This is a genomic window from Lentzea sp. NPDC058436 (assembly GCF_042721515.1).
GTDB lineage: Bacteria > Actinomycetota > Actinomycetes > Mycobacteriales > Pseudonocardiaceae > Lentzea.
In genome coordinates this window covers 1-22,135 of sequence record NZ_JBHXLF010000019.1, presented here as the reverse complement: position 1 = coordinate 22,135, position 22,135 = coordinate 1, and the positions used below count along the sequence as shown (strand labels likewise).

25 protein-coding genes are annotated in these 22,135 nt (G+C 70.0%); 21 read left to right on the top strand and 4 right to left on the bottom strand.

The genetic code is table 11. From position 1 onward, the window contains the following. Positions 1-8: 8 nt before the first annotated feature. Positions 9-968, top strand: coding sequence for a lysophospholipid acyltransferase family protein (locus ACFWN2_RS37460; protein WP_382435307.1), 960 nt, complete (start codon positions 9-11; stop codon positions 966-968). Here ACFWN2_RS37460 and ACFWN2_RS37455 read toward each other — a convergent pair. Next, positions 937-2,208 (bottom strand): isocitrate lyase/phosphoenolpyruvate mutase family protein, encoded by a 1,272-nt coding sequence (locus tag ACFWN2_RS37455; protein WP_382435306.1) that lies wholly within the window; start codon positions 2,206-2,208, stop codon positions 937-939. The two genes, ACFWN2_RS37460 and ACFWN2_RS37455, sit on opposite strands and share 32 nt — an antisense overlap. Before the next feature lie 66 nt (positions 2,209-2,274). Between ACFWN2_RS37455 and ACFWN2_RS37450 the strand changes: the two genes are divergently transcribed. Beyond that, positions 2,275-2,946, top strand: a complete 672-nt coding sequence (locus ACFWN2_RS37450) for an ArsR/SmtB family transcription factor (RefSeq protein WP_382435305.1) — start codon at positions 2,275-2,277, stop codon at positions 2,944-2,946. On the opposite strand, the gene ACFWN2_RS37445 is transcribed toward ACFWN2_RS37450, so the two are convergent. Then, entirely contained in the window at positions 2,939-3,835 is an 897-nt protein-coding gene (locus tag ACFWN2_RS37445) for an HAD family hydrolase (protein WP_382435304.1), read from the bottom strand. The genes ACFWN2_RS37450 and ACFWN2_RS37445 overlap by 8 nt on opposite strands. Positions 3,836-3,994: 159 nt before the next feature. Between ACFWN2_RS37445 and ACFWN2_RS37440 the strand changes: the two genes are divergently transcribed. After that, a complete protein-coding gene (locus ACFWN2_RS37440) occupies positions 3,995-5,080 on the top strand; it encodes a ThiF family adenylyltransferase (protein WP_382435303.1) in 1,086 nt (361 codons plus the stop codon). Beyond that, positions 5,077-5,649, top strand: a complete 573-nt coding sequence (locus ACFWN2_RS37435) for a GNAT family N-acetyltransferase (protein WP_382435302.1) — start codon at positions 5,077-5,079, stop codon at positions 5,647-5,649. The genes ACFWN2_RS37440 and ACFWN2_RS37435 overlap by 4 nt, the downstream gene beginning before the upstream one ends. On the opposite strand, the gene ACFWN2_RS37430 is transcribed toward ACFWN2_RS37435, so the two are convergent. Then, complete coding sequence (locus ACFWN2_RS37430) at positions 5,636-6,712, bottom strand: DUF5667 domain-containing protein (protein ID WP_382435301.1); 1,077 nt, start codon at positions 6,710-6,712, stop codon at positions 5,636-5,638. The two genes, ACFWN2_RS37435 and ACFWN2_RS37430, sit on opposite strands and share 14 nt — an antisense overlap. A gap of 54 nt (positions 6,713-6,766) precedes the next feature. Continuing rightward, positions 6,767-7,339, bottom strand: coding sequence for a sigma-70 family RNA polymerase sigma factor (locus ACFWN2_RS37425; protein ID WP_382435300.1), 573 nt, complete (start codon positions 7,337-7,339; stop codon positions 6,767-6,769). A gap of 211 nt (positions 7,340-7,550) precedes the next feature. Between ACFWN2_RS37425 and ACFWN2_RS37420 the strand changes: the two genes are divergently transcribed. The 17 genes from ACFWN2_RS37420 (at position 7,551) to ACFWN2_RS37340 (ending at position 21,885) form a co-directional block, all read left to right on the top strand. After that, on the top strand, positions 7,551-9,026 hold the full coding sequence (locus tag ACFWN2_RS37420) for an AMP-binding protein (RefSeq protein WP_382435299.1): 1,476 nt from the start codon (positions 7,551-7,553) through the stop codon (positions 9,024-9,026). A gap of 4 nt (positions 9,027-9,030) precedes the next feature. Beyond that, complete coding sequence (locus ACFWN2_RS37415) at positions 9,031-9,267, top strand: glutaredoxin family protein (protein ID WP_382435298.1); 237 nt, start codon at positions 9,031-9,033, stop codon at positions 9,265-9,267. Positions 9,268-9,375: 108 nt separating this feature from the next. Next, on the top strand, positions 9,376-10,845 hold the full coding sequence (locus ACFWN2_RS37410; RefSeq protein ID WP_382435297.1) for a molybdopterin-dependent oxidoreductase: 1,470 nt from the start codon (positions 9,376-9,378) through the stop codon (positions 10,843-10,845). 168 nt (positions 10,846-11,013) lie between these two features. Continuing rightward, positions 11,014-11,769, top strand: a complete 756-nt coding sequence (locus tag ACFWN2_RS37405) for a redox-sensing transcriptional repressor Rex (protein ID WP_382435296.1) — start codon at positions 11,014-11,016, stop codon at positions 11,767-11,769. A gap of 40 nt (positions 11,770-11,809) precedes the next feature. Beyond that, on the top strand, positions 11,810-13,123 hold the full coding sequence (locus ACFWN2_RS37400; RefSeq protein ID WP_382435295.1) for a glutamyl-tRNA reductase: 1,314 nt from the start codon (positions 11,810-11,812) through the stop codon (positions 13,121-13,123). After that, positions 13,120-14,055 carry a hydroxymethylbilane synthase gene (hemC, locus tag ACFWN2_RS37395; RefSeq protein ID WP_382435294.1) on the top strand — a complete coding sequence of 312 codons (936 nt, stop codon included), beginning with the start codon at positions 13,120-13,122 and terminating at the stop codon, positions 14,053-14,055. The genes ACFWN2_RS37400 and hemC overlap by 4 nt, the downstream gene beginning before the upstream one ends. 18 nt (positions 14,056-14,073) lie before the next feature. Beyond that, on the top strand, positions 14,074-15,606 hold the full coding sequence (locus ACFWN2_RS37390) for a uroporphyrinogen-III synthase (protein WP_382435293.1): 1,533 nt from the start codon (positions 14,074-14,076) through the stop codon (positions 15,604-15,606). Between the two features lie 76 nt (positions 15,607-15,682). Continuing rightward, a complete protein-coding gene (hemB, locus tag ACFWN2_RS37385) occupies positions 15,683-16,657 on the top strand; it encodes a porphobilinogen synthase (RefSeq protein WP_382435292.1) in 975 nt (324 codons plus the stop codon). Next, the gene (locus tag ACFWN2_RS37380; protein WP_382435291.1) at positions 16,642-17,148 is read left to right on the top strand and encodes a hypothetical protein; all 507 of its coding nucleotides are present in this window, start codon (positions 16,642-16,644) and stop codon (positions 17,146-17,148) included. Before hemB ends, ACFWN2_RS37380 begins: the two co-directional genes overlap by 16 nt. A 10-nt stretch (positions 17,149-17,158) precedes the next feature. Continuing rightward, positions 17,159-17,602 carry a hypothetical protein gene (locus ACFWN2_RS37375; RefSeq protein WP_382435290.1) on the top strand — a complete coding sequence of 148 codons (444 nt, stop codon included), beginning with the start codon at positions 17,159-17,161 and terminating at the stop codon, positions 17,600-17,602. After that, positions 17,599-18,003, top strand: a complete 405-nt coding sequence (locus ACFWN2_RS37370) for a hypothetical protein (protein ID WP_382435289.1) — start codon at positions 17,599-17,601, stop codon at positions 18,001-18,003. Before ACFWN2_RS37375 ends, ACFWN2_RS37370 begins: the two co-directional genes overlap by 4 nt. Further along, positions 18,000-18,626: a hypothetical protein gene (locus ACFWN2_RS37365; RefSeq protein ID WP_382435288.1), complete on the top strand. Its 627-nt coding sequence runs from the start codon at positions 18,000-18,002 to the stop codon at positions 18,624-18,626. The genes ACFWN2_RS37370 and ACFWN2_RS37365 overlap by 4 nt, the downstream gene beginning before the upstream one ends. Continuing rightward, a complete protein-coding gene (locus ACFWN2_RS37360; RefSeq protein ID WP_382435287.1) occupies positions 18,626-19,045 on the top strand; it encodes a hypothetical protein in 420 nt (139 codons plus the stop codon). Before ACFWN2_RS37365 ends, ACFWN2_RS37360 begins: the two co-directional genes overlap by 1 nt. Before the next feature lie 5 nt (positions 19,046-19,050). Further along, the gene (locus tag ACFWN2_RS37355) at positions 19,051-19,398 is read left to right on the top strand and encodes a hypothetical protein (protein ID WP_382435286.1); all 348 of its coding nucleotides are present in this window, start codon (positions 19,051-19,053) and stop codon (positions 19,396-19,398) included. A gap of 11 nt (positions 19,399-19,409) precedes the next feature. Then, the gene (gene hemL / locus ACFWN2_RS37350) at positions 19,410-20,705 is read left to right on the top strand and encodes a glutamate-1-semialdehyde 2,1-aminomutase (RefSeq protein WP_382435285.1); all 1,296 of its coding nucleotides are present in this window, start codon (positions 19,410-19,412) and stop codon (positions 20,703-20,705) included. Further along, on the top strand, positions 20,702-21,331 hold the full coding sequence (locus tag ACFWN2_RS37345) for a histidine phosphatase family protein (RefSeq protein ID WP_382435284.1): 630 nt from the start codon (positions 20,702-20,704) through the stop codon (positions 21,329-21,331). Before hemL ends, ACFWN2_RS37345 begins: the two co-directional genes overlap by 4 nt. Next, positions 21,328-21,885, top strand: coding sequence for a TlpA family protein disulfide reductase (locus tag ACFWN2_RS37340; RefSeq protein WP_382435283.1), 558 nt, complete (start codon positions 21,328-21,330; stop codon positions 21,883-21,885). Before ACFWN2_RS37345 ends, ACFWN2_RS37340 begins: the two co-directional genes overlap by 4 nt. Positions 21,886-22,135 lie beyond the last annotated feature (250 nt).

Here is a 22,135-nt window from a genome sequence, read left to right as displayed (position 1 = left end):
ATGAGGAGATGAACGCAGTGGCAGGAGCACGCGTTATCCCGCTGCACGACCCGGAACGCGACGCGGCGCGCAGATCGCGCCACGTCGAGGTGGTTCCCGAGCCGGAGCAGCAGCAGTCCGCCGCACCGGACTGGGAACGCAGGCTGACCGACCTGCTGTCGTTCGCGCGCAGGCGGATCGCGGGCGACTACCGGATCGACGAGTTCGGGTTCGACAAGGACCTCACCGAGAACGTGCTGATGCCTCCGCTGAAGCCGTTGTACGAGAAGTGGTTCCGCGTCGAGACGATCGGCCTGAACAACATCCCGATGGCCGGTGGCGCGCTGATCGTGGCGAACCACTCCGGCACCGTGCCGCTCGACGCGCTGATGACGGCGTACGGCATCGCGTCCGAGCACCCTGCACACCGGCCGTTGCGCGGGCTGGGAGCCGACCTCGTGTTCCGCACGCCGATGCTGGGCGCGTTGGCGCGCAAGGGCGGCCAGACGCTCGCCTGCAACGCGGACGCCGAACGGCTGCTGTCGTCCGGTGAGCTCGTCGGCGTGTGGCCGGAGGGCTTCAAGGGCATCGGCAAGCCGTTCAAGGACCGCTACAAGCTGCAGCGCTTCGGCCGCGGCGGTTTCGTGTCGGCGGCGCTGAAGACCGGCGTGCCGATCATTCCGGTGTCGATCGTCGGCGCCGAGGAGATCTACCCGATGATCGGCGACATCAAGACGCTCGCCCGGTTGCTGGGCTTCCCGTACTTCCCGGTGACGCCGTTCTTCCCCCTGTTCGGGCCGCTGGGCGCGATCCCGCTGCCGTCCAAGTGGTACATCGAGTTCGGCGAGCCGATCCGGACGGACGTGTTCGGCGACAACGCGGCCGACGACCCGATGCTCGTCTTCAACCTCACCGACCAGGTGCGGGAGACGATCCAGCAGACCCTGTACCGGCTGCTCACCCAGCGCCGGAACGTGTTCCTCGGCTGATCAGGTCCTGCACGCTCTCGTAGCTGAACGCCGGTGCCGTCCCACCGTCGAGCACCGCCCGCGCGGTCGTGACGGTGTGGTGGAGTGCTGCTCTGAACAGCAGTGATCCGGTGCTGACGCGCTTGACGCCCAGGTCGCCGAGCTCCTTCGGCGTGCGCTGCTGGGCCAGCACGTTCAGCGGGGCGAGCTCTGCGAGCTTCGCGATCTCGCGTGGTTCGGTGAGGCCCGCGACGAAGATCCCGTCCGCGCCCGCGTCGACGTAGCGGCGGGCCCGGTCCTCGGTCTCCTCCTTCGCCCTGCCCAGCCAGTGGGTGTCGATGCGGGCGTTGAGGAACACCCCTGGCGTGCGCGTCTTGACGGCGGTGATCAGCTCGGCCTGCTCCTGCGGGGCGGCGAGGCCGTGCGGGCGGCCGTCCTCCAGGTTGACGCCCGCGACGCCGAGCCCGGCCACGAGCTCCGCGACCTCCTCCGGCGGTGCGCCGAACCCGGACTCCAGGTCGGCCGTGACGGGGAACGGCAGGTCCGCGAGCATCCGCGCGAGCGCGACGGCCTGGTCACCGGCCAGGCCCGTGCCGTCCGGGATGCCGTGCGCGGCGGCCACGCCGAGGCTCGTCGTGCCGACCGCCGCGAAGCCCGCCGCGTGCAGGGCGACGGCGGAGGCGTAGTCCCACGCGTTGGGGAGGACCAGCGGTTCCGCCTGGTGGTGCAGGGCCCTGAACGCCAGGCTCTTGGCGATCCGAGCCGCCAGGTGCCTACCGGGGCAGGCGTGCGGGCCGTGACCGAACGGGTGGTCCTGGAGGCTGACCTCGATCACGCCTCGGTCGGTGGCCCTGCGGGTGATCGGGACCGGTGGGGCCGTGTCGCCCGTGCGGAGGCGTTCGGCGAGCGCGTTCGTGGCGGCCCAGGCCTGGACGAGCAGGCCGATCCGGGCCGCTGCCTCCTCGTCGTGCGCACCGGCCAGGCGTTCGACGGCGGCGTCCGCCTCCGGGGTGATCGGTTCGTGGGGTTGGTAGCTCGGGGCGATTCGCGCGATGTCGTCCAACGCGCCTGGCAGGCCGAGCGCGGCGGCCAGTTCGTCGAGGGTGCTCGCCCGCACGCCGTCCAGCAGCCGCTCGGTGAGAGCGCGTCTGCGGGCGTGTTCCCGGCCGTTGCTGAACCTGACCACCGACGATCTGAGCCAGGCCACGCCCGTGTCTCCTGGCGGGACCGACGGGACCGGCAGCAGCAGCTCTTCGCTCATGCCCGACGACGGTAGGGGCTGGACGGTTCGGTGCCGGCCGAAGCGTTCCGGTCGCAGAATGGAGGGGTGGAAGCACTCGCCCAGGTCGCCGGTCTGCTCGCGGACTCCACCCGTGCCGCGATCTGCGGAGCCCTGCTGGACGGACGGGCCTGGACCGCGGGCGAACTGGCCTCGCACGCCGGAGTGGCCGCCTCCACCGTCAGTGAGCACCTGACGAAGCTGGTCGACGGCGGGCTGCTGACCGAGCACCGGCAGGGGCGGCACCGGTACGTGGCGCTGGCCGGGCCGCACGTCGCCGAGCTGCTGGAGGCGATGGTCGCGTTCGCCGGCCCGCAGCCATCGCCGCGCGGGTTGCGGGCGGCCTCGGTGTCGGAGGCGATGGCTCGGGGGCGGACCTGCTACGACCACCTCGCCGGGAAGCTCGGCATCGCGCTCAAGGTGGGGTTGCTCAGGTCAGGGGTGCTGGGGGCCAATGGTGATCGCGCCGCCTCCGAACTCACCATCACCGAACCGGGCATGGTCTGGCTCAAAGAACTCGGCTTCGAGCCCTCGAAGCGCCAGCTCAGCCGGGCCTGCCTCGACTGGACCGAGCGCGTCCCCCACCTCGCCGGCGCGGCAGGAGCCCACCTCTGCTCGGTGTTCTTCGAACGAGGCTGGGTGCGCCGGATCGGGACGAGTCGCGCGGTGGTGCTGACCCCCGCCGGCGAGCAGGGGTGGAAGGACCTCGGGCTTACTTGACCCGGCGCCGGTACGCCATCGTCGCCGCCACCGCACCGGCCAGGGCACCCGCACCCAGCACCGACGGGACGCCGATCTTGGCCGCCTTGCGGCCCGTGCGGAAGTCGCGGATCTCCCAGCCCTTGCGGCGGGACACCTCGCGCAGCTGCGAGTCCGGGTTCACGGCCACCGCGGTGCCCACGACCGACAGCATCGGGACGTCGTTCGACGAGTCCGAGTACGCGGTGCAGCGGCGCAGGTCGAGGCCCTCCTTGGCGGCGAGCGATCTCACCGCCTGCGCCTTGGCCTTGCCGTGCAGGAGGTCGCCCACCAGACGGCCCGTGTAGATGCCGTTCTCGGACTCGGAGACGGTGCCCAGCGCGCCGGTCAGGCCCAGGCGGCGGGCGATGATCTGCGCCAGCTCCACCGGCGTGGCGGTGACCAGCCAGACGCGCTGGCCGGCGTCGAGGTGCATCTGGGCGAGGGCCTGGGTGCCCTTCCAGATGCGGTCGGCCATCAGCTCGTCGTAGATCTCCTCGCCCAGCGACACCAGCTCGGCGACGCTGCGGCCCGAGACGAACGAGAGCGCCTGCTCGCGGGACGCCTTGACGGACTCCGGGTCCTCGCGGCCGCCGACGCGGAACTTCAGCTGCTGCCAGACGAAGCCCGCGAGGTCGGACGACGAGAAGTACTTGCGCGCGGCCAGGCCGCGGGCGAAGTGGAAGATCGACGCGCCCATCATCATCGTGTTGTCCACGTCGAAGAAGGCGGCCGCGGTCAGGTCAGGTGGGACCGTCAGCGCGTTTTCGAGCTCGGGCGCCATCGCGGCGGCCTGGATCGCCGCCTCTGCCGATGCCTCGCCGGCTAGTTCGGCCAGCCGGTCGCTCTCCACGTCACGCTTGCCTGCCATGTCGCAAGCCTAGCGATCTGACGGCCCAACCTGTTCAGAGCTGGTGCAGAACGGCTTGGGCGCGTCGGGACACCGATGTCGGTCACGGCACGTGTCCGGTTCGCCACGGAGTGGTGTACGCCGTTCGGCGTACACGAATGATCTACTTGGATCATGACCATGATCGTTTCAGCTTCCTCCCGGTTAACCGAGAACTTCGACGCCGAGTCCTGGCGTCCCGAGCTGCTGGACGTGGACCAGCTCGCCGACCTGTTCGCGAACCACCGGGTCACAGCGGTGCACGACCGCATCGACGAGCAGCTCGAAGAGTTGATCTCGGCCCGCGGGCCGGGCCGGGTCAGAACACCGGCGGAGTGGGCCGCCGCCAAGGCCGAGGTGCTCCAGGGGCGCGATCCCGCCGATTACGGAACGTGGGCGTTCTATCCCTGGAGCGGGCGGCTCGTGCACGTCCTGCCCCGCGACGAGTTCCGGTTCGTCCGCACCGACCGCAACCGGAACAAGATCACGCGCGAGGAGCAGCAGGTGCTCCTCGGCAAGCGCGTCGCGGTGATCGGGTTGTCCGTCGGCAACAGCGCCGCGCTCACCGCCGCGATGGAGGGCGTCGGGGGAGCGTTCCGGCTCGCCGACTTCGACCGCCTCGGTCTCTCGAACTTCAACCGGCTGCGCACCGGCGTGCACGAGCTCGGCGTCGAGAAGACGGTCCTGTGCGCGCGGCAGCTCTTCGAACTGGACCCGTACCTGGACGTCGAGATCTGGCGGGAGGGCCTGACCGGCGACTCCACGGGTGAGTTCTTCGACGGCGTCGACCTGGTCGTGGAGGAGTGCGACACGGCGTGGGTCAAGATCGCGGCACGGGAGCAGGCGCGGGAACGGCGCATCCCCGTGCTGATGGACACCAACGACCGCGGCCTGCTCGACGTCGAGCGGTTCGACCTCGAACCCGACCGGCCGCTGTTCCACGGCCGGATCGGTGACGTCACGTCGGCCGAGGTCGCGCACCTCGACCGCGCCGCCATGGTGGAGCTCATGGTCCAGATGGTCGACGGGAGCCGGATCAGTCCCGCGCTCGCGCAGGCGATGACCGAGATCGGCCGCACGCTGAGCAGCTGGCCGCAGCTCGCCTCCGGCACGATGCTCGGCGGCGCGATCGTCACCGACGCCGCCCGCCGGATCCTCCTCGGCAGGCCCCAGCCGTCCGGTCGCCACTACGTCGACCTCGAACAGCTCGTCGGCGGTGCACCGTGACCGTGCTCATCGGCCCCCACGTCCGGCTGCGCCCGCTCTCCGACGAGGACCTGCCCGTCTACCAGCGCATCTACGGCAGCCCGGTGCTGACGCGGTACCTCGGCGTCGACCGGATGAGCCCGGAGAAGGCGACCGCCTCGTTCTACACGCCCACCCCGCGCAAGCTCGTCTTCGCGATCACCACGCACGACGACGACACGATGGCGGGCATGATCGGCCTGCTGCTGGAGGAGTACGGCAGCAACGCCATGTGCACCGGCCTGGTGATCCTTCCCGGCTCGCCCGTGAAGGGCTGCGGGTCGGAGGCGGGCAGGCTGCTGTTCGCGCACGCGTTCGGCCCGCTCGGCATCCACCGCGTGTGGGCGGGGCATCGGGCGGACCACGCGATGATGAGCGGCGTCATGACCGGAGCCGGCCTCGAACCCGAGGCGACCCTGCGCGAGCTGTTCCACACGCAGGGCCGCTGGCACGACGTCACCACCTACGCGGCGGTCGCCCACCGCTGGCGCGAGCAGGCGTCACCGCTGGAGCTCGCGATCCTGCGAGGAGCCGTGCTCAGCCGAAGCTGATGCCCGGCAGCAGCGGCAGCGAGATGCTCGGCAGCGGGAGGGGCAGCGGGATCGTGATCCCCGGCTTGCTGGTCGAGGGCTGGGTGGAGGTGCCCGGCTTCGACGTCGGCGCGGCGGAGGAGCCCGGCGCGACCGACTGCGTGGGCTGCACCGACGGGTTCGCCGAGCCGGACGGAACCGGCACGCCCGACTGGGTCGGCGCCACCGAGGACGGCCTGCTGCCCGGCGACGAGTTCGGGTCGGGGACGACCGATACGCAGTCGTCCTTGGCAGGCAACGGGCCGAGCGTGTCCGAGGAACCGCTGGTCACGACGTTGCAGCCCGCCCGTGCGGCCAGGTCGTGGGCGCGCTGGGCGATGCTCGCCAGCAGCCACATCGTGGTCTCGGCGTGGGCCCGCGCGTCGTCGGGCAGGCGGGGCCTCAGCGTGCCGAGCTTCTCGTACTGCCCGAGCGCCCAGTCGCGGAGGTCCGGCAGCGCGGCCTTGTCGGACGCCGTCGCGTACGTGGTGAGCTGGCGGGAGCCCTCGACCGCGTCCGTGTCGAGGTCGGACAGGGCCGTGAGCTGCGCGGACGAGTCCGATGCGCGTTCGGCCAGCGTCTCCATCTCGGTGACGCGGGAGGCGGCGAACTCGAGGTGCTTGAGGGCTCGGTCCTGCTCGTCGAACGTCAGGCCGAGCGAGGCGCTCTCAGTGGTGCGCTTCACGCCGTAGAGCGGGTCTCCCGGGAGCGCGTCACGGCTGAGCAGCACGCTCATACCGGTGAGGGACAACAGCAAGCAGAGGACCGCGGCTGCCGCGACCGCCACCCGCCCGCGCGCTCCCACGCGTCTTACCGACGAGAGCACCAATGGCTTCTCCGGCGGTGGCGCGGTGAGGATGCGCTGTTTCATCCGTTCGCGTGTCTCGGCGTCCGGGCCGACGTCCATCCGCCGCAGGAGTTCGACGATCGCGAGGTCCTCAGCGAGGTCGTCGTTCCCCAGCGGCTGTGGGCCGCCTTCAACGGCACGGGCGAATCGCTCGTGCTCCGTCTGCCGCCACCGCGGTGTTCTTCCCTTGCCGTCCATCTCAGCCCGAGTAACGAAGTTGATCTGCTTTGGGTTACGCCCCTGCGATCGCGATCACCGCAACCAGGACGGGAGGATCTGTGCGAGCCGCCGTACGGCCCGGTGTTGCAACGCCTTCACGGCGCCCTCGTTGCGGTCCATGAGCTGCGCGACCTCGGACACCGACTTGCCCTCGATGAACCTCAGCGTGATGCACTCGCGCTGGTCGTCACCCAGTTGGGAAACGCACCGGAGCAGCTCCGCGTTGGTCGCCTCGGTCATGACCTCCTGCTCGGGACCGCTCGTCTCCTCGCGGTTGTCCTGGAGCTCGGCGGTCGTGACCTCCAGCCGGTAGCGGCTCGACTTCACGTGGTCGAACACGATGTTGCGGGCGATCGTGACGAACCACGCGCCCACGTCACGGCCCTGGTAGCTGACCGAACCGATGCTCCGCAGCGCGCGCAGGAACGTCTCGCTGGTCACGTCCTCGGCGAACGCGCGATCGCCGCCCACCCGGAAGAGGACATAGCGGAACACCATGTCGACGTACTTGTCGTACAGCACTCCGAACGCCCCGGTGTCACCCTCCTGGGCGGCCTTGACGAGCTGCCACGGCTCGTCGGCGTCGTCGTGCTGACCCCCCGTCATGGTTCGGGTGGTCCTGATCGTGTTCGGTCGTGCCCGCGCGGTCATCGGCTCGCGGCACCTCCACAGAGTCGCCGTGGCGGCAGCATACGTGTTGTTACTCCGTAGTAGGTAGCGGACGGGCTTGCTGTGTGGAGACGTGCGAACCGCGACTTCATGACGCCCGTCACGCGTGGAAGACTGCTCGAAGCGTCCAGTTGTTCATGAGGAGGCCATGTTGACTTCCGCTCGCAATGTCTCAGATCTGGTTCGTGCCTCGGCACAGCGGGGACCAGGCCATGTCGCCTTGGTCGACGTGGCGAGCGGAAAGAGCCTCACGTGGGAAACCATCGACCGCGCGGTCGACGCTTTCGCCCGCCGTTTGGCCGATTCCGGACTCGAATCGGGCGACCGGGTGGCGGTACGGCTGCCCACGAGCCCCGAGTTCGTGGTCGCCGTGTTCGGAATTCTCCGCGTGGGCGGTGTCGTGGTCCCCACCGGCCCCGGCAACCCGCCGCGTGAGCTCCAGCGCATCCTGGCCGACTCCGGCGCCGCGCTGCTCGTCGGCGACGGCGAGGGCTCCGACGCGACCGTGATCGACGTCCCCGACGTCGAGGCCACCGCCGAGCCCTTCGAGGCCGTCCGCGGCGGCGAGGACCTGGCCGTCCTCGGCTACACCTCCGGCACGTCCGGCGTGCCGCGTGGCGCGATGCTCTCCCACCGCGCGCTGCTCGCGAACGTCACGCAGTGCGCCGCGCTGCGCCCGGCCCCCGTGACGGCGGGCGACAGGGTGCTGCTCGCGCTGCCGCTGTTCCACGTCTACGGCCTCGGCCCCGGCCTGCTCCAGGCGGCGGGCGCGGGTGCGACGGCGGTCCTGCTGGAGCGCTTCGACCCGTCCACCGTGCTGGACGTCATCGAGGAGCACCGCGTCACCACGATGGTCGGCGTGCCGCCCATGTACCGGGCGATGCTCGCCCACCCCGTCGACCTGCTGCGCGAGAAGCTCGCCACCGTCCGCCTGTTCACCTCCGGCGCCGCCCCGCTGCCCGCGGGCGTCATCGCGGAGATGAAGGGCGCGATCGGCATCCCGGTCTACGAGGGCTACGGCCTGACCGAGACCGGCCCGGTGCTGACGTCCACGCTGGTCGGCGGCGTGCCGAAGCCGGGCTCGGTGGGCCAGGCGCTGCCGGGCGTCGAGATCCGCCTGGTCGACACCGACGGCTCGGTGCTCGACATCGACGAGGACGAGCCCGGCACCGGCCTGGTCTCGGCCAAGGGCGACAACCTGTTCAGCGGCTACTGGCCAGACGGCGCGCACGGCCCGGACTCCTCCGGCTGGTTCCGCACGGGCGACGTCGGCTTCATCGACGCCGACGGCGACCTGCACCTGGTCGACCGCGCGGGCGACCTGATCATCGTCAACGGCTTCAACGTCTACCCGCACGAGGTCGAGCAGGTCGTCGGCGAGCTGGACGGGGTCCTGGAGGCCGCGGCCGTCGGCGTGCCGGACGAGAGGACCGGCGAGTCGGTGAAGGTCGTGATCGTCCTGCGCGACGGCCAGGAGCTGTCGACGGAGGACGTCGTCACCCACTGCGCCGCCCGCCTGGCCAAGTTCAAGGTGCCGGCGGTCGTGGAGTTCGCCCCGGCCCTGCCGCACTCGCCGACCGGCAAGCTGGCGCGTGCGGTGCTCCGCAAGCCCCTGGGAGCATGAGGGCATGTCCCACCACGTGACGTTGATGAGCCGGGTGTCGTGCCACTCCTGCGAGGAGGCCGCCGTCGAGATCGAGCGGATCTGCGCGGAGGTGGGCGCCACCTGGTCCGTCGAGGACGTCGACAGCGACCCCGAGCTGCGGGCCGAGTACGGCGACCGGGTGCCGGTGTTCCTGGTGGACGGGGCCGAGCACGGGTACTGGAAGGTGGAGGAGGACCGCCTGCGGGCGGCCCTCGCCTAGACGTGCGGGGACCGGCGGCCAGGACTGGACCCCGCCCACCCCGGAAGTTGATTACCGCCCCCTTACGACTTCGGCGAACCACCGCCCCACTGGTGTCGAATTAGAGGCATGAAGCCCGCCAAGGCCGCCCTCACCGGACTGCTCGCGCTCGCCGCCTCCCTCGCGGCCGGGCACCTGGTGGCGGCGTTCGTGGGTCTGAGCGCCTCGCCGTACCTCGCCGTGGGCAACGCGTTCATCGACCTCACGCCGTCCTGGCTGAAGGACTTCGCGGTCGAGACGTTCGGCACCGCGGACAAGCTCGTGCTGCTCATCGGCATGGCCGTAGTCCTCGTGGGCGTCGCCGTCGGGGCGGGCCTGGCCAGCAGGAACAGCCCCGCGCCGGGCACGCTGGTGGTCGTGCTGCTCGGGTTCGCCGGCCTCGCGGCGGTCGTCACCAGGCCCGACGTCGGCCAGCTCGCCCTGCTCGCGCCCGTGGCCAGCACCGCCGCGGGTGTCTACGTGTTCCGCTACCTGCACGTGCAGGCCCAGGACAGCGAGAGCAGGCGCGGGTTCCTGATCACCGCGGGCCTGGCCGTCACGGCGGGGGTCGTGGGGCAGGTCTTCGGCGCGCGGACGGACGTCGAGGGCAGCAGGCAGGCCGTCGGCGACCTCACGCCCAAGACCAAGGCGCCGGAGATCCCGCTCGGCGCCGACTTCGTGAAGGACGGCACCCCGAGCTTCATCACCAGCGGCAAGGACTTCTACCGGATCGACACCGCGCTGAGCGTTCCGCGGATCCGGGCCGAGGAGTGGGCGCTGCGGGTGCACGGCATGGTCGAGCGGCCGATGGTGCTCACGTTCGACGAGATCCGCCGACGGGACCTGGTGGAGGAGACCGTCACGCTGACGTGCGTCTCCAACGAGGTCGGCGGCCCGTACATCTCCACCGGCAACTTCGTCGGCATCAGGATCGGCGACGTGCTGCGGGAGGCCGGCGTCAAGCAGGGCGCCGACCAGCTGTTCAGCACCAGCGACGACGGCTTCACGGCCGGCAGCCCGCTCGACTACGTCCTGGAGAACGGCCTGATCGCGATCGGCATGAACGGCGAGCCGCTGCCCGCGGAGCACGGGTTCCCGGCGCGGCTCGTGGTGCCGGGCCTCTACGGCTACGTGTCCGCGACCAAGTGGGTCACCGACCTCAACGTCACCACGTTCGCGAAGGACCAGGGCTACTGGATCCCGCGCGGCTGGGCGACCAGGGCGCCGATCAAGGCGTCCTCGCGCATCGACCGCCCCAAGCGGATGCAGAAGGTTCCCGGGAAGTCGGTCATCGCCGGAACGGCGTGGGCGCAGCCCAAGGGCGTGGCCAAGGTCGAGGTGCGCATCGACGGCGGGCCGTGGCAGGAGGCCGTGCTCGGAACCGACGTCAGCGACACGACCTGGCGCATGTGGCGGGTCGAGGTGGACCTCCGGCAGGGCAGTCACACGGTCGAGTGCAGGGCCACCGACAAGTCCGGCCTGACCCAGGACCAGGCGCGCCTCGACCCGGTTCCCGACGGTGCGACGGGATGGCATTCGGTCACCTTCACCGTCGAGTAGGAACTCACCCCGTAGTGATCATGAACCGAGGAAGCGCTGGTCACGCCCTGTCACCGGTGCTGTGACACCCGATCACCGACTTTGTGCATGCGTTCACAAGCGGTACGGTGTGTTCATCACCAGCGCCGCGGACTTCCTGCGGTGAAGCACACCCGGAGGTCGGAGAGCGTGGCATCACAGCGGGGCGAAGGTGAGACGACCACCACCCCTGCGGAGCCTGCCGACAGGGAGCGCGCCCGTGCGATCCCCGAGGCGGCGGTGGCCAGGCTCGCCGTCTACCTCCGCGTCCTGTCCGGCATGGCCGACCAGGGCGTCACGGCGGTCTCCAGCGAGGAACTGAGCCAGGCGGCCGGCGTCAACGCGGCGAAGCTCCGCAAGGACCTGAGCTACATCGGCAGCTACGGCACCAGGGGCGTCGGGTACGACGTCGAGGTCCTCGTCAGCCACATCGAGCGCATCCTGGGCCTCACGCGCAACCACTCCGTGGCCGTCGTCGGCATCGGTAACCTTGGTCACGCTCTCGCGAACTACGGCGGCTTCCCCGGCCGCGGGTTCCCGGTCACCGCCCTCTTCGACGTGGACGCCGATCTCGTCGGAATCCCTGTTGGGGGCATCCCCGTCAACCACATCGACGAGATCACCGCCGTCTGCCTGGAGCGCGAGGTGTCGATCGGCGTCATCGCGACGCCGCCGCCCGCCGCCCAGTCGGTTTGCGACCGTTTGGTATCTGCGGGCGTCCAGTGCATTCTTAATTTCGCACCGGTTGTCCTTCAGGTTCCAGACAACGTCGAGGTGCGCAAGGTTGACTTGGCGGTCGAGATGCAGATCCTGTCGTTCCACGTCGCTCGACGTGCGGACGAGGCTGCCAGCGTCTCGGTCGGCAACAACGGACTCGGTGTGGACGGGATGGTGATTCGCCCGTGAGCGAGAGCCAAACGGCTCCGGCAGACGTGGTGATGACTGCATGAGCGTGCTCGTAGTCGGTCTGTCGCACCGCACCGCCCCGGTCCCGGTCCTCGAACGCGTCACGGTGGCCGAGCCGAACCTGCCGAAGGTGCTCGGTCAGCTGCTCGCCGCGTCCAGCGTCTCCGAGGCGATGGTCCTGTCGACCTGCAACAGGGTCGAGGTCTACGCCGTCGTCGAGTCGTTCCACGGCGGCATGTCCGAGGTCGTCGAGGTTCTCGCGCAGCACGCGCAGATCGAGCCCCAGGCCCTCTACGAGCACTTCTACGTGCACTACGCCGCCGCTGCCGTCGAGCACCTGTTCTCCGTCGCGGCCGGCCTCGACTCGATGGTCGTCGGCGAGTCCCAGATCCTCGGCCAGCTGCGCGGTGCGTACGCGGCGGCGGACGAGGCGGGCACCGTCGGCAAGACCGTCCACGAACTCACGCAGAACGCGCTGCGCGTCGGCAAGCGCGTGCACACCGAGACCGGCATCGACCACGCGGGCGCGTCGGTCGTGTCCGAGGCCCTCGGTGACGCGGAGGCCCAGCTGGGCACCCTCGTCGGCAAGCGCGCGCTGCTCGTCGGCGCCGGCGCCATGGGCGGCCTTGCCGCCGCCCACCTGCGCCGCGCGGGCATCGGCGAGGTCGTCATCGCGAACAGGACGCAGGCCAACGGTGTGCGTCTGGCCACGTCGCTGAAGGCCGAGGGCGTCCCCGCGACGGCCGTCGACCTGTCCGCGCTGGCCGTCGAGATCGACCTCGCGGACATCGTCTTCGCGTGCACCGGCTCGGTCGGCACGACGGTCCGCGCGGACATGATCAGCAAGCGCTCGCGGCCGCTCGTGATGTGCGACCTCGGGCTGCCCAAGGACGTCGACCCGGCCGCGGCCGAGCTGCCGAACGTTCGTGTGGTGGACCTGGAAACGCTGCAGCGCCGTCTCTCCGACGCGCCAGCCGGCCAGGACGCCCGCCTCGCGGCCACGCTGGTCGCCGACGAGGTGAAGGCCTACCTCGCGGGCCAGCGGTCCGCCGAGGTCACGCCGACCGTCACGGCCCTGCGCAAGCGCGCGGCCGAGGTGGTCGACGCCGAACTGCTCCGTCTTGATTCGCGACTTCCCGAACTGGACGCCGCGACACGCGGTGAATTGGCCAAGACGGTGCGCCGCGTTGTAGACAAGCTCCTGCACACGCCGACCGTCAGGGTGAAGGAGCTCGCCTCCGCCCCTGGTGGTACCGGCTACGCGGAGGCTCTCCGCGAGCTGTTCGGGCTCGACCCCCAGACGCCTGGGGCCGTCAGTCAGACCAAGTCTTCAGTGGATGGTGAAACGCGGTGACCCGCACCCTACGGATGGGTACCCGAGGCAGCGCACTGGCGCTCGCGCAGACGGGGACCGTCGCCGAGGCGCTCAGGGCTGCCGGAGCTCAGGTCGAGATCGTCGTCATCAAGACGCCGGGCGACCTCTCCGACGCGCCGATCGCGCAGATCGGCATCGGCGTCTTCACGTCGGCCCTTCGCGACGCGCTGGCGAACGGCGAGATCGACATCGCCGTCCACTCCTACAAGGACCTCCCGACCGCGCCGGACCCCCGTCTGGTGCTCGCGGCGGTGCCCCAGCGCGAGGACCCGCGCGACGCCCTCGTGGCGCGCGACGGACTCACGCTCGGCGAGCTGCTGCCGGGGTCCACTGTGGGCACCGGGTCCCCGCGCCGCGCCGCTCAGCTGGAGGCGTTGGGCCTCGGGCTGAACATCGTTCCGTTGCGCGGCAACGTGGACACGCGCATCGGCAAGGTCCGCAGCGGCGAGCTCGACGCGGTGGTGCTGGCCCGCGCCGGCATCGCGCGCCTCGGTCGCGTCGCCGAGATCACCGAGACGCTGGAGCCCATCCAGATGCTTCCCGCACCCGCGCAGGGTGCGTTGGCAGTCGAGTGCCGGGTCGACGACGTCGACGCCGAGCACCTGATCCAGTCCACTCTGGACGATTCGGCCAGCCGGGCCGCTGTGACCGCTGAGCGCGCCATGCTGGCCGCGCTCGAAGCGGGCTGCAGCGCGCCGGTCGGCGCGCTGGCCGATGTGGTGGAAGACCTCGACGACGACGGGAAGGTCGTGTACCGACTTTCCCTGCGCGGGGTCGCAGCGACGCCGGAGAACGATCTCCTCCGCGCGTCCGCCACCGGTGACTTGACCGAAGCTGAGGGACTCGGCCGGGCGCTGGCCGCCGAGTTGCTCGACCTCGGGGCCGCTGTGCTGAGCGGCCCAGAGGCGTAATCGATGGGGAGTGCCCTGATGACCCGCGCACGCAAGACCCCCGGACGCGTCGCCTTCGTGGGCTCCGGCCCCGGCGACACCGGGCTGCTCACGGTCCGGGCCCACGACTTGCTCACCAGGGCTGAGATCGTGGTCACCGACCCGGACGTCCCCTCGGACGTCCTCGCGACCGTGGCCGAGGGAGTCGAGGTCCGCCCCGCTGTCGGCGAGTCCGCCGACGTGGCCAAGGACCTGGTGAACGAGGCGAAGAACGGTTTCACCGTCGTCCGCCTCGTCGCGGGTGACCCGCTGACGCTCGACTCGGTCGTCAAGGAGGCGCAGGCCGTCGCCAAGTCGACGATCCCGTTCGACGTCGTTCCCGGTGTGCCCTCCGGCACCGCGGTTCCGGCGTACGCGGGCGTCGCGCTCGGCGGTGTGCACACCGAGGTCGACGTGCGCGCCGTGACGGACTGGGCGGGCCTCGCCGCCTCGCCCGGCACGCTGGTGCTGCACGCGACCGGTTCGCACCTGGCAGAGGCCGCGTCGAACCTGGTCGAGAACGGCCTCGCGCCGCAGACCCCGGTCGCCGTGACCGCCGAGGGCACGGGCTTCCAGCAGCGCACCGTCGACACCACGCTGGCCGCCGTCGCGGCCGACGCCGGTGAGATGGGCGGCCCGCTGGTCGTCACCGTCGGTGCCGCCGCCGCCGCGCGTTCGAAGCTCTCCTGGTGGGAGTCGCGGGCGCTGTACGGCTGGCGAGTGCTGGTCCCGCGCACCAAGGAGCAGGCCGGCGCGATGTCCGAGCGCCTGCACTCGCACGGCGCGATCGCCGTCGAGGTGCCGACGATCTCGGTCGAGCCGCCCCGCAGCCCCGCGCAGATGGAGCGCTCGGTCAAGGGTCTCGTCGACGGCCGCTACCAGTGGGTCGTCTTCACCTCGACCAACGCCGTCCGCGCGGTGTGGGAGAAGTTCCGCGAGTTCGGCCTGGACGCCCGCGCGTTCTCCGGCGTGAAGATCGCCTGCGTCGGCGAGGCCACGGCCGCGAAGGTGCGCTCGTTCGGCATCATCCCCGAGCTCGTGCCGTCCGGTGACCAGTCGTCCGAGGGTCTCCTCAACGACTTCCCGCCGTACGACGACATCCTGGACCCGGTCGACCGCGTGCTGCTGCCGCGGGCCGACATCGCCACCGAGACGCTGGCCGCGGGCCTGCGCGAACGTGGCTGGGAGATCGACGACGTGACGGCGTACCGCACCGTGCGTGCCGCGCCGCCGCCCGCCGACACCCGCGAGATGATCAAGTCCGGCGGTTTCGACGCGGTGTGCTTCACCTCGTCGTCCACGGTCAGGAACCTGGTCGGCATCGCGGGCAAGCCGCACGCCCGCACGCTCGTCGCGTGCATCGGCCCGCAGACCGCCGAGACGGCGCGGGAGTTCGGCCTCCGGGTCGACGTGCAGCCCGAGGAGGCGAACGTGCCCGCGCTGGTCGACGCGCTGGCCGCCCACGCCGCCCGGTTGCGCGCCGAGGGAGCGCTGCCTCCTCCGCGCAAGACCAAGCGTCTGCGCCGCAGCTAAGTCAACGAAGCCGTCGGGGCCGCTCAAGATCCTTTGAGCGGCCCCTTCGACTCTCTTCCGTCAGGGAGTCAGCGAGATGTACCCACTTCACCGGCCGCGGCGTCTGCGCACGACGCCCGCCATGCGCCGCCTGGTCTCCGAGACCGAGGTGCGCCCCCGTCAGCTCGTGCTGCCGATGTTCGTCAAGGAAGGCCTGGCAGAGCCCGCTGAGATCAGCAGCATGCCGGGCGTCCTGCAGCACACGCGCGACTCGTTGCGCAAGGCCGCGGTCGAGGCCGTGCAGGCGGGTGTCGGCGGCATCATGCTGTTCGGCGTCCCGTCCGAGCGCGACGCCGTCGGTTCCGCCGGCACCGACCCGGAAGGCGTCCTCAACGTCGCGCTGAACGACCTGCGCGCGGAGCTGGGCGACAGCACCGTGCTCATGTCGGACTGCTGCCTCGACGAGTTCACCGACCACGGCCACTGCGGCGTGCTCGCGCCCGACGGCACCGTGGACAACGACGCGACCCTGGAGGCGTACGGCGAACTGGCCGTGGCCCAGGCCCGCGCGGGCGCCCACGTCGTCGGCCCCAGCGGCATGATGGACGGCCAGATCGCGTTCATCCGCAACGCACTCGACGTCGCGGGCTTCGCCGACACCGGCATCCTCGCGTACGCGGTCAAGTACGCCTCTGCGTTCTACGGCCCGTTCCGCGACGCCGTCGAGTCGCAGCTCGCGGGTGACCGCAAGACCTACCAGCAGGACCCCGCGAACGCCCGCGAGGCGATGCGCGAGGTGCAGCTGGACCTCGCCGAGGGCGCGGACATGGTCATGGTCAAGCCCGCCCTGCTGTACCTGGACGTGCTGCGCGCGGTCGCCGAGGTCTCGGACGTTCCCGTTGCGGCGTACCAGATCTCGGGTGAGTACGCGATGATCGAGGCCGCCGCGCAGAACGGCTGGATCGACCGCGAGCGCTCGATCCTGGAGTCGCTCACCTCCATCCGCAGGGCAGGCGCGGACATCGTGCTCACCTACTGGGCAGTGGAAGCCGCCCGATGGCTGGACAGGTAGAGCGCCCGCCGAAGCTGGTCGACGTCGCGCGCTGGCTGTGGATCGCCAGCGCGTGCGTCGGCATGCTGCGGTTCGTCGCGCAGCTCTTCGACCGCGAGACGCTCGTGGCCGAGGCGCGGCGGCAGAACCCGGAGCTGGGCCAGGACCAGATCGACGCGGGCGTGAACGGCGGTGTCCTCTTCGGACTCGTGATCGCCCTCGCCGTGCTCGTCGCGTACACGCGGCTGGCCAACACGATGGCGCGCGGCCGCAACTGGGCCAGGATCGTGCTGACGGTGCTGGGCGCCGCGTCCGTCGCTTTTGGACTGTTCCGGCTCGTCGCCTGGGCCAGTGGTGTCGCGGCGTCGCTCGGCGTGGAGATGCGGCCGGTCGACCTGGGCGTCACCTTCGTCACCACCGTGCTGGACGCGGCCGCGATCGTGCTGATGTACCGGGTGTCCTGGCACTTCGCGAAGCGGGTCGCGGTGGACAGCGACTTCCTGCGCACATAGGTTCGCGAGCGTGACGTCTCCGAAGGAATCGGGCACCCCTCTCACGATCAAGCTGGGCTACTGGCTCGTCGCCGCCGGCTCCGCGCTCGGCGTGCTGGCCGCGTTGTTCGTGCTGCTGAACAAGCAGGCGCTGATCGACGCGGCCGTGCGGGCCAACACGGACCAGAAGATCACGCCGGACATGATCGCCTCGACGATGAACGGCCTGGTGATCGTCTCGCTGGTCGTGACGGTGGTGCTGGCGGGCCTCGCCATCTGGCTGGCCGGCAAGGTCAGGTCGGGGATCAGGAAGAGCCGCACCGGCCTGATGATCACGTTGCTGATCGGGCTGTTCTTCCAGATGATCACCAACACGCTCGGCATCGTCACGGCGCTTATCGCCGTGTCCGGCCTCGTGCTGTTCTACTTCCGCCAGTCGACCGACTACCTGTCCGAGCGCGAGCAGCTGACGTGAAGGCTCAGGACACACCCCGGACGGTCCGCATCGCGACCGGCTTGTGGCTCGCGACCGCCGTCTTCGTGCTGTTCACCACGGCGGGGCTGTGGTTCCAGCGCGGTGAGGTGCAGCGGCTGACGGACTGGACGTCCGGGCAGGTCACGAGCTTCCTCGCCACCCTGACCGCGGTCGCGCTGGTCTTCGTGGTGGCCTACGTCCTGCTGACCCGCCTGTTCCTGAAGCGGAAGAACTGGGCGCGGATCACGATGTCGTTCGTCGCGATCGCGCACATGGTCTGGATCCTGTTCGTCGGCATCAGCGCGTCGAACTTGGTCACGTTGCTGCTCCTCTGCGCCGCAATCGTCTTCACGTGGCAGACGAGTACGGCAAAGTGGCTCGCGGAGGTGCGTGAGCCGTGACCCATCCGCAGGACCCGTGGCAGAACCCCGGCAACGACGTGCAGTGGCAGAACCCGGCCGGCGGCTACCCTCCGGCACCCACCGGGCAGTACCCGCCCACCGGCCAGTACCAGGTGAACCACGTCGGCCAGGCGAGCTTCGCGATGACGCCGCTCGCGCCCGTGCTGCCGCAGGAGATGGCGCCGCCGCGGCCGCCGACGATCACCGCCGCCATGTGGATCTGGATCGCGGGCGCGCTGCTGTCCGTCGCGGTGGTCCCCGTGCTGCTGCTGGTCAACGCCGACCACCTGATCGCGGGCGACCGCACCATCACCGAGGAGAGCAGGCGGGCCGGTGAGCTCGGGCTGCGGACCATCGCGGTGATGTCGGGCTTCGGGATGCTCGTGGCGGCCGCGCCGTACATCGCGTTCGCCGTCGTGCTGCGCAACGGGCAGAACTGGGCGCGCATCCTGCTGACCATCCTCGGCGGGCTCGGGATCCTGTCGATGATCGTGACGCTGGCGCTCGAACTGCAGCTGCCGGTGTGGCAGCCGGGTGCGGCGATCTGCGTCGTCGTGATCGGACTGACGGTCGCGGCCGTGGTGCTGCAGTTCCTGCCCGCGTCGAACAGGTACGTCCGCTAGTGCTCTACCGGGAGTCCGGCAGCAGCTGGTGGCCGTTGCTGTGGGGGCCGGCGTTCGCCGTCTGCGGGTACCTGGTCGAGCTGATCACCGGGCCCGCGTCCGCGGCGCTGTGGACGATCGTGGGGCTCGTGCTGACGCTCTGCGCGGTGGTGTGGGTGAACCTGCGGGTGAAGACCGGCAGCATCGAGCTGACGGCCGAGGACGCCCGGTTCGGGCGCGAGAAGCTGCCCGTCGCGATGATCGAGGCGTTCACCGACGTCGGCGCGCCCACCGGCGCCAAGGTGCTCGGTGGCGGCTGGTCGGTGCCCAAGGGAACGACCGCGGTGCCGTTGCGGCTGGTCGACGGCACGGTGGTGCTGGCGTGGGCGCGCGATCCGGAAGCCTTGCTCGCCGGGCTGCGGCGGGTCGTGAGAAGGTGAGCGACGTGACAGAGGCCGTGACCGAGCCGGAGACCGTCGTGGTGGAGCCCGAGGAGGTGCCGGCCGGACCGGGCCTGCACCAGCCCAAGCGGTGGCTCATCGCCGCGGGCGAGGCCGTCGCGATCGTCCTGCTGGTGATCGTCGCCGTGTGGTGCTGGAACCGCGGTGTCGTGCGGCTGGAGTACCCGTTCGAGGGCCGCGAGCCGTTGGTCTCCACGCGCTACCACGGCAACTGGCTGGGCACCGCCGTCGGCGCCGCCACGCTCGCCGCGGTGCTCGTCCTGGACGCTGTGCGCCAGGTCATGCTGGCCGTGCGCACCCGGCCGCAGAAAGCCGCCGACTCCGACATGTGAGACTGGGGTACGTGACTGCGAGTCGATCCCAGGCCCTGTTCGAGCGCGCGTCGACGCTGACCCCCGGCGGGGTCAACTCTCCGGTGCGGGCGTTCCACTCCGTCGGCGGCACCCCGCGTTTCATGGTTCGGGGCGAGGGCCCGCACCTGTGGGACGCGGACGGCAACCGGTACGTCGACCTGGTGTCGTCGTGGGGTCCGATGATCCTCGGGCACGCGCACCCGTCGGTGGTCTCCGCGGTGCAGAAGGCGGCCGAGTCCGGTCTGTCGTTCGGCACGCCGACCGAGGGTGAGATCGAGCTCGCGGCCGAGATCATCGACCGCGTCGAGCCGGTCCGCCAGGTCCGCCTGGTCAACTCGGGCACCGAGGCCACGATGAGCGCGATCCGCCTCGCGCGCGGCTTCACCGAGCGTCGCAAGGTCATCAAGTTCGCCGGCTGCTACCACGGCCACGTCGACGCGCTGCTCGCCCAGGCGGGCTCCGGCGTCGCGACCCTCGGCCTGCCCTCCTCGCCGGGCGTCACGGGCGCGCAGGCCGAGGACACGATCGTGCTGCCGTACAACGACGTCGAGGCGGTGCGCGCGGCGTTCGAGGAGAACCCCGGCGAGATCGCGTGCATCATCACCGAGGCCGCGGCGGGCAACATGGGCGCCGTCGCGCCTTCCCCCGACTTCAACGAGTCGCTGCGCGCGCTCTGCGACGCCGACGGCGCGTTGCTGATCATGGACGAGGTCATGACGGGCTTCCGCGTCTCACGCGGCGGCTGGTACGGCCTGGAGCGCGTGCGCGGCGACCTCTACACGTTCGGCAAGGTCATGTCGGGCGGCCTGCCGGCGGCTGCTTTTGGCGGTCGTGCGGACGTGATGGCCCGTCTCGCGCCCTCCGGCCCCGTCTACCAGGCCGGCACGTTGTCGGGTAACCCCGTGGCCGTCGCCGCAGGTCTCGCCACGTTGCGCGCGGCCGACGACGACGTCTACGCGGCCCTGAACCGCAACGCGACCCGGCTGGGCGCGTTGTTCACGTCTTCTCTGACCGACGCCGGTGTCGAGCACCGCGTGCAGTTCGCCGGGAACCTGGTGAGCGTGTTCTTCGGTTCTACCGAGGTGAAGGACTACGCGGGCGCCCAGGCGTGCGAGACGTGGCGCTTCCCGCCGTTCTTCCACGCACTGCTGGAACGAGGCGTCTACGCCCCGCCGTCGGCGTTCGAAGCGTGGTTCGTGAACGCCGCCATGGGTGAAGAGGAGTTCGCCGTGATCGCCGACGCACTGCCGCACGCGGCCCGTGCCGCCAAGGAGGCCCGCAAGTGACCCGCACCGTCGTTCATCTGTTGCGCCACGGTGAGGTGCACAACCCGACCGGCATCCTCTACGGCCGCCTGCCCGGCTTCAAGCTCTCCGAGCGCGGGCAGAAGCAGGCGCTGACCGTCGCCGAACACTTGGCCGATCACGACATCGTGCACGTCGTCGCGTCGCCTTTGGACCGTGCACAGCAGACTGCCTCTCCCATCGCCGACTCGCATCGGCTGGAGTTGGCGACCGATGAGCGGTTGATCGAGGCCGACAACCAGTTCCAGGGGTTGAAGGTGGCTGTGGGGGATGGTGCTCTTCGGTCTCCCCAGCACTGGCCGAAGCTGGTCAACCCGTTCCGGCCTTCCTGGGGTGAGCCTTACATCGAGATCGCTCATCGGATGCTTGGCGCTGTGCAGAAGGCTCGGGCTGCGGCTGAGGGGCATGAGGCTGTTTGCGTTTCGCATCAGTTGCCGATTTGGACTGTGCGGCGGTTTTTGGAGGGGAAGCGGATGTGGCACGACCCTCGTCGTCGGGAGTGTTCGCTGGCTTCTCTCACCTCGTTGATCTTTGAGGGTGAGCAGTTGGTTCGGATTTCTTATTCTGAGCCTGTTGGGGCTACCAATCCTCGGGTGACTGGGGCATGAAGCGGTTTTTGGTTGTTTTGTTGTTGTTGGCTGGGTGTACTACCGGGAAGGACGCTGCTCAGGTTGGTGGCGGGGATTTTTACCTCGTTGCTCCTGGGGGGAAGGTCGAGATCCGGTATGCACCTGGTGAGCGCAAAGAGCTCAAGGGGCTTGAAGGCGAATCCCTGCTCGAAGACGGCAAGACCGTTCGGCTGTCTGATTACGCGGGGAAGCCTGTTGTGATCAACATTTGGGGGGCCTGGTGTGGGCCCTGTCGGACTGAAGCTCCTGAGATGCAGAAGATCTTTGATGGTGGGACTCAGGTTGTCGGGGTTGATGTCAAGGAGACCTCCAAGGATCATCCTCGGGATTTTATGAAGGATCGGTCTTTGACCTATCCGTCTATTTATGATGCTTCTGCTCGTAGTTTTATCAATGTTTTCAAGGGGGTTCCGGCTAATTCGGTGCCGTCCACTTTTGTTGTGGACAAGGAGCATCGGGTTGCTGCTGCCTTTTTGGTGCCTGTTTTGGCTTCGGATTTGCAGGTTGTTTTGGATGAGTTGGCCAAGGAGTAGCGCGGCTTTTTGTGGTGGTTGCTGTTGCGGGCGGCCTGGTTGCGTTGCGTGCTTCCCCTGGGGCTCTGCCCCAGACCCCGGCAATCTGAAATGGGGGTAGCGCTGGGGGCGGGTTGATGGCACGCCTGTTGCGTAGAGCGGCTGCCTGTTTTGTATGAGGGTTGCGTTGGCGGTGGGGTCCCATCACGAGCCGCACCAAGAGCGGGCCACATGTGAGTAGGGGTGTCAACTCGACGAAAAGCGTGTCGAG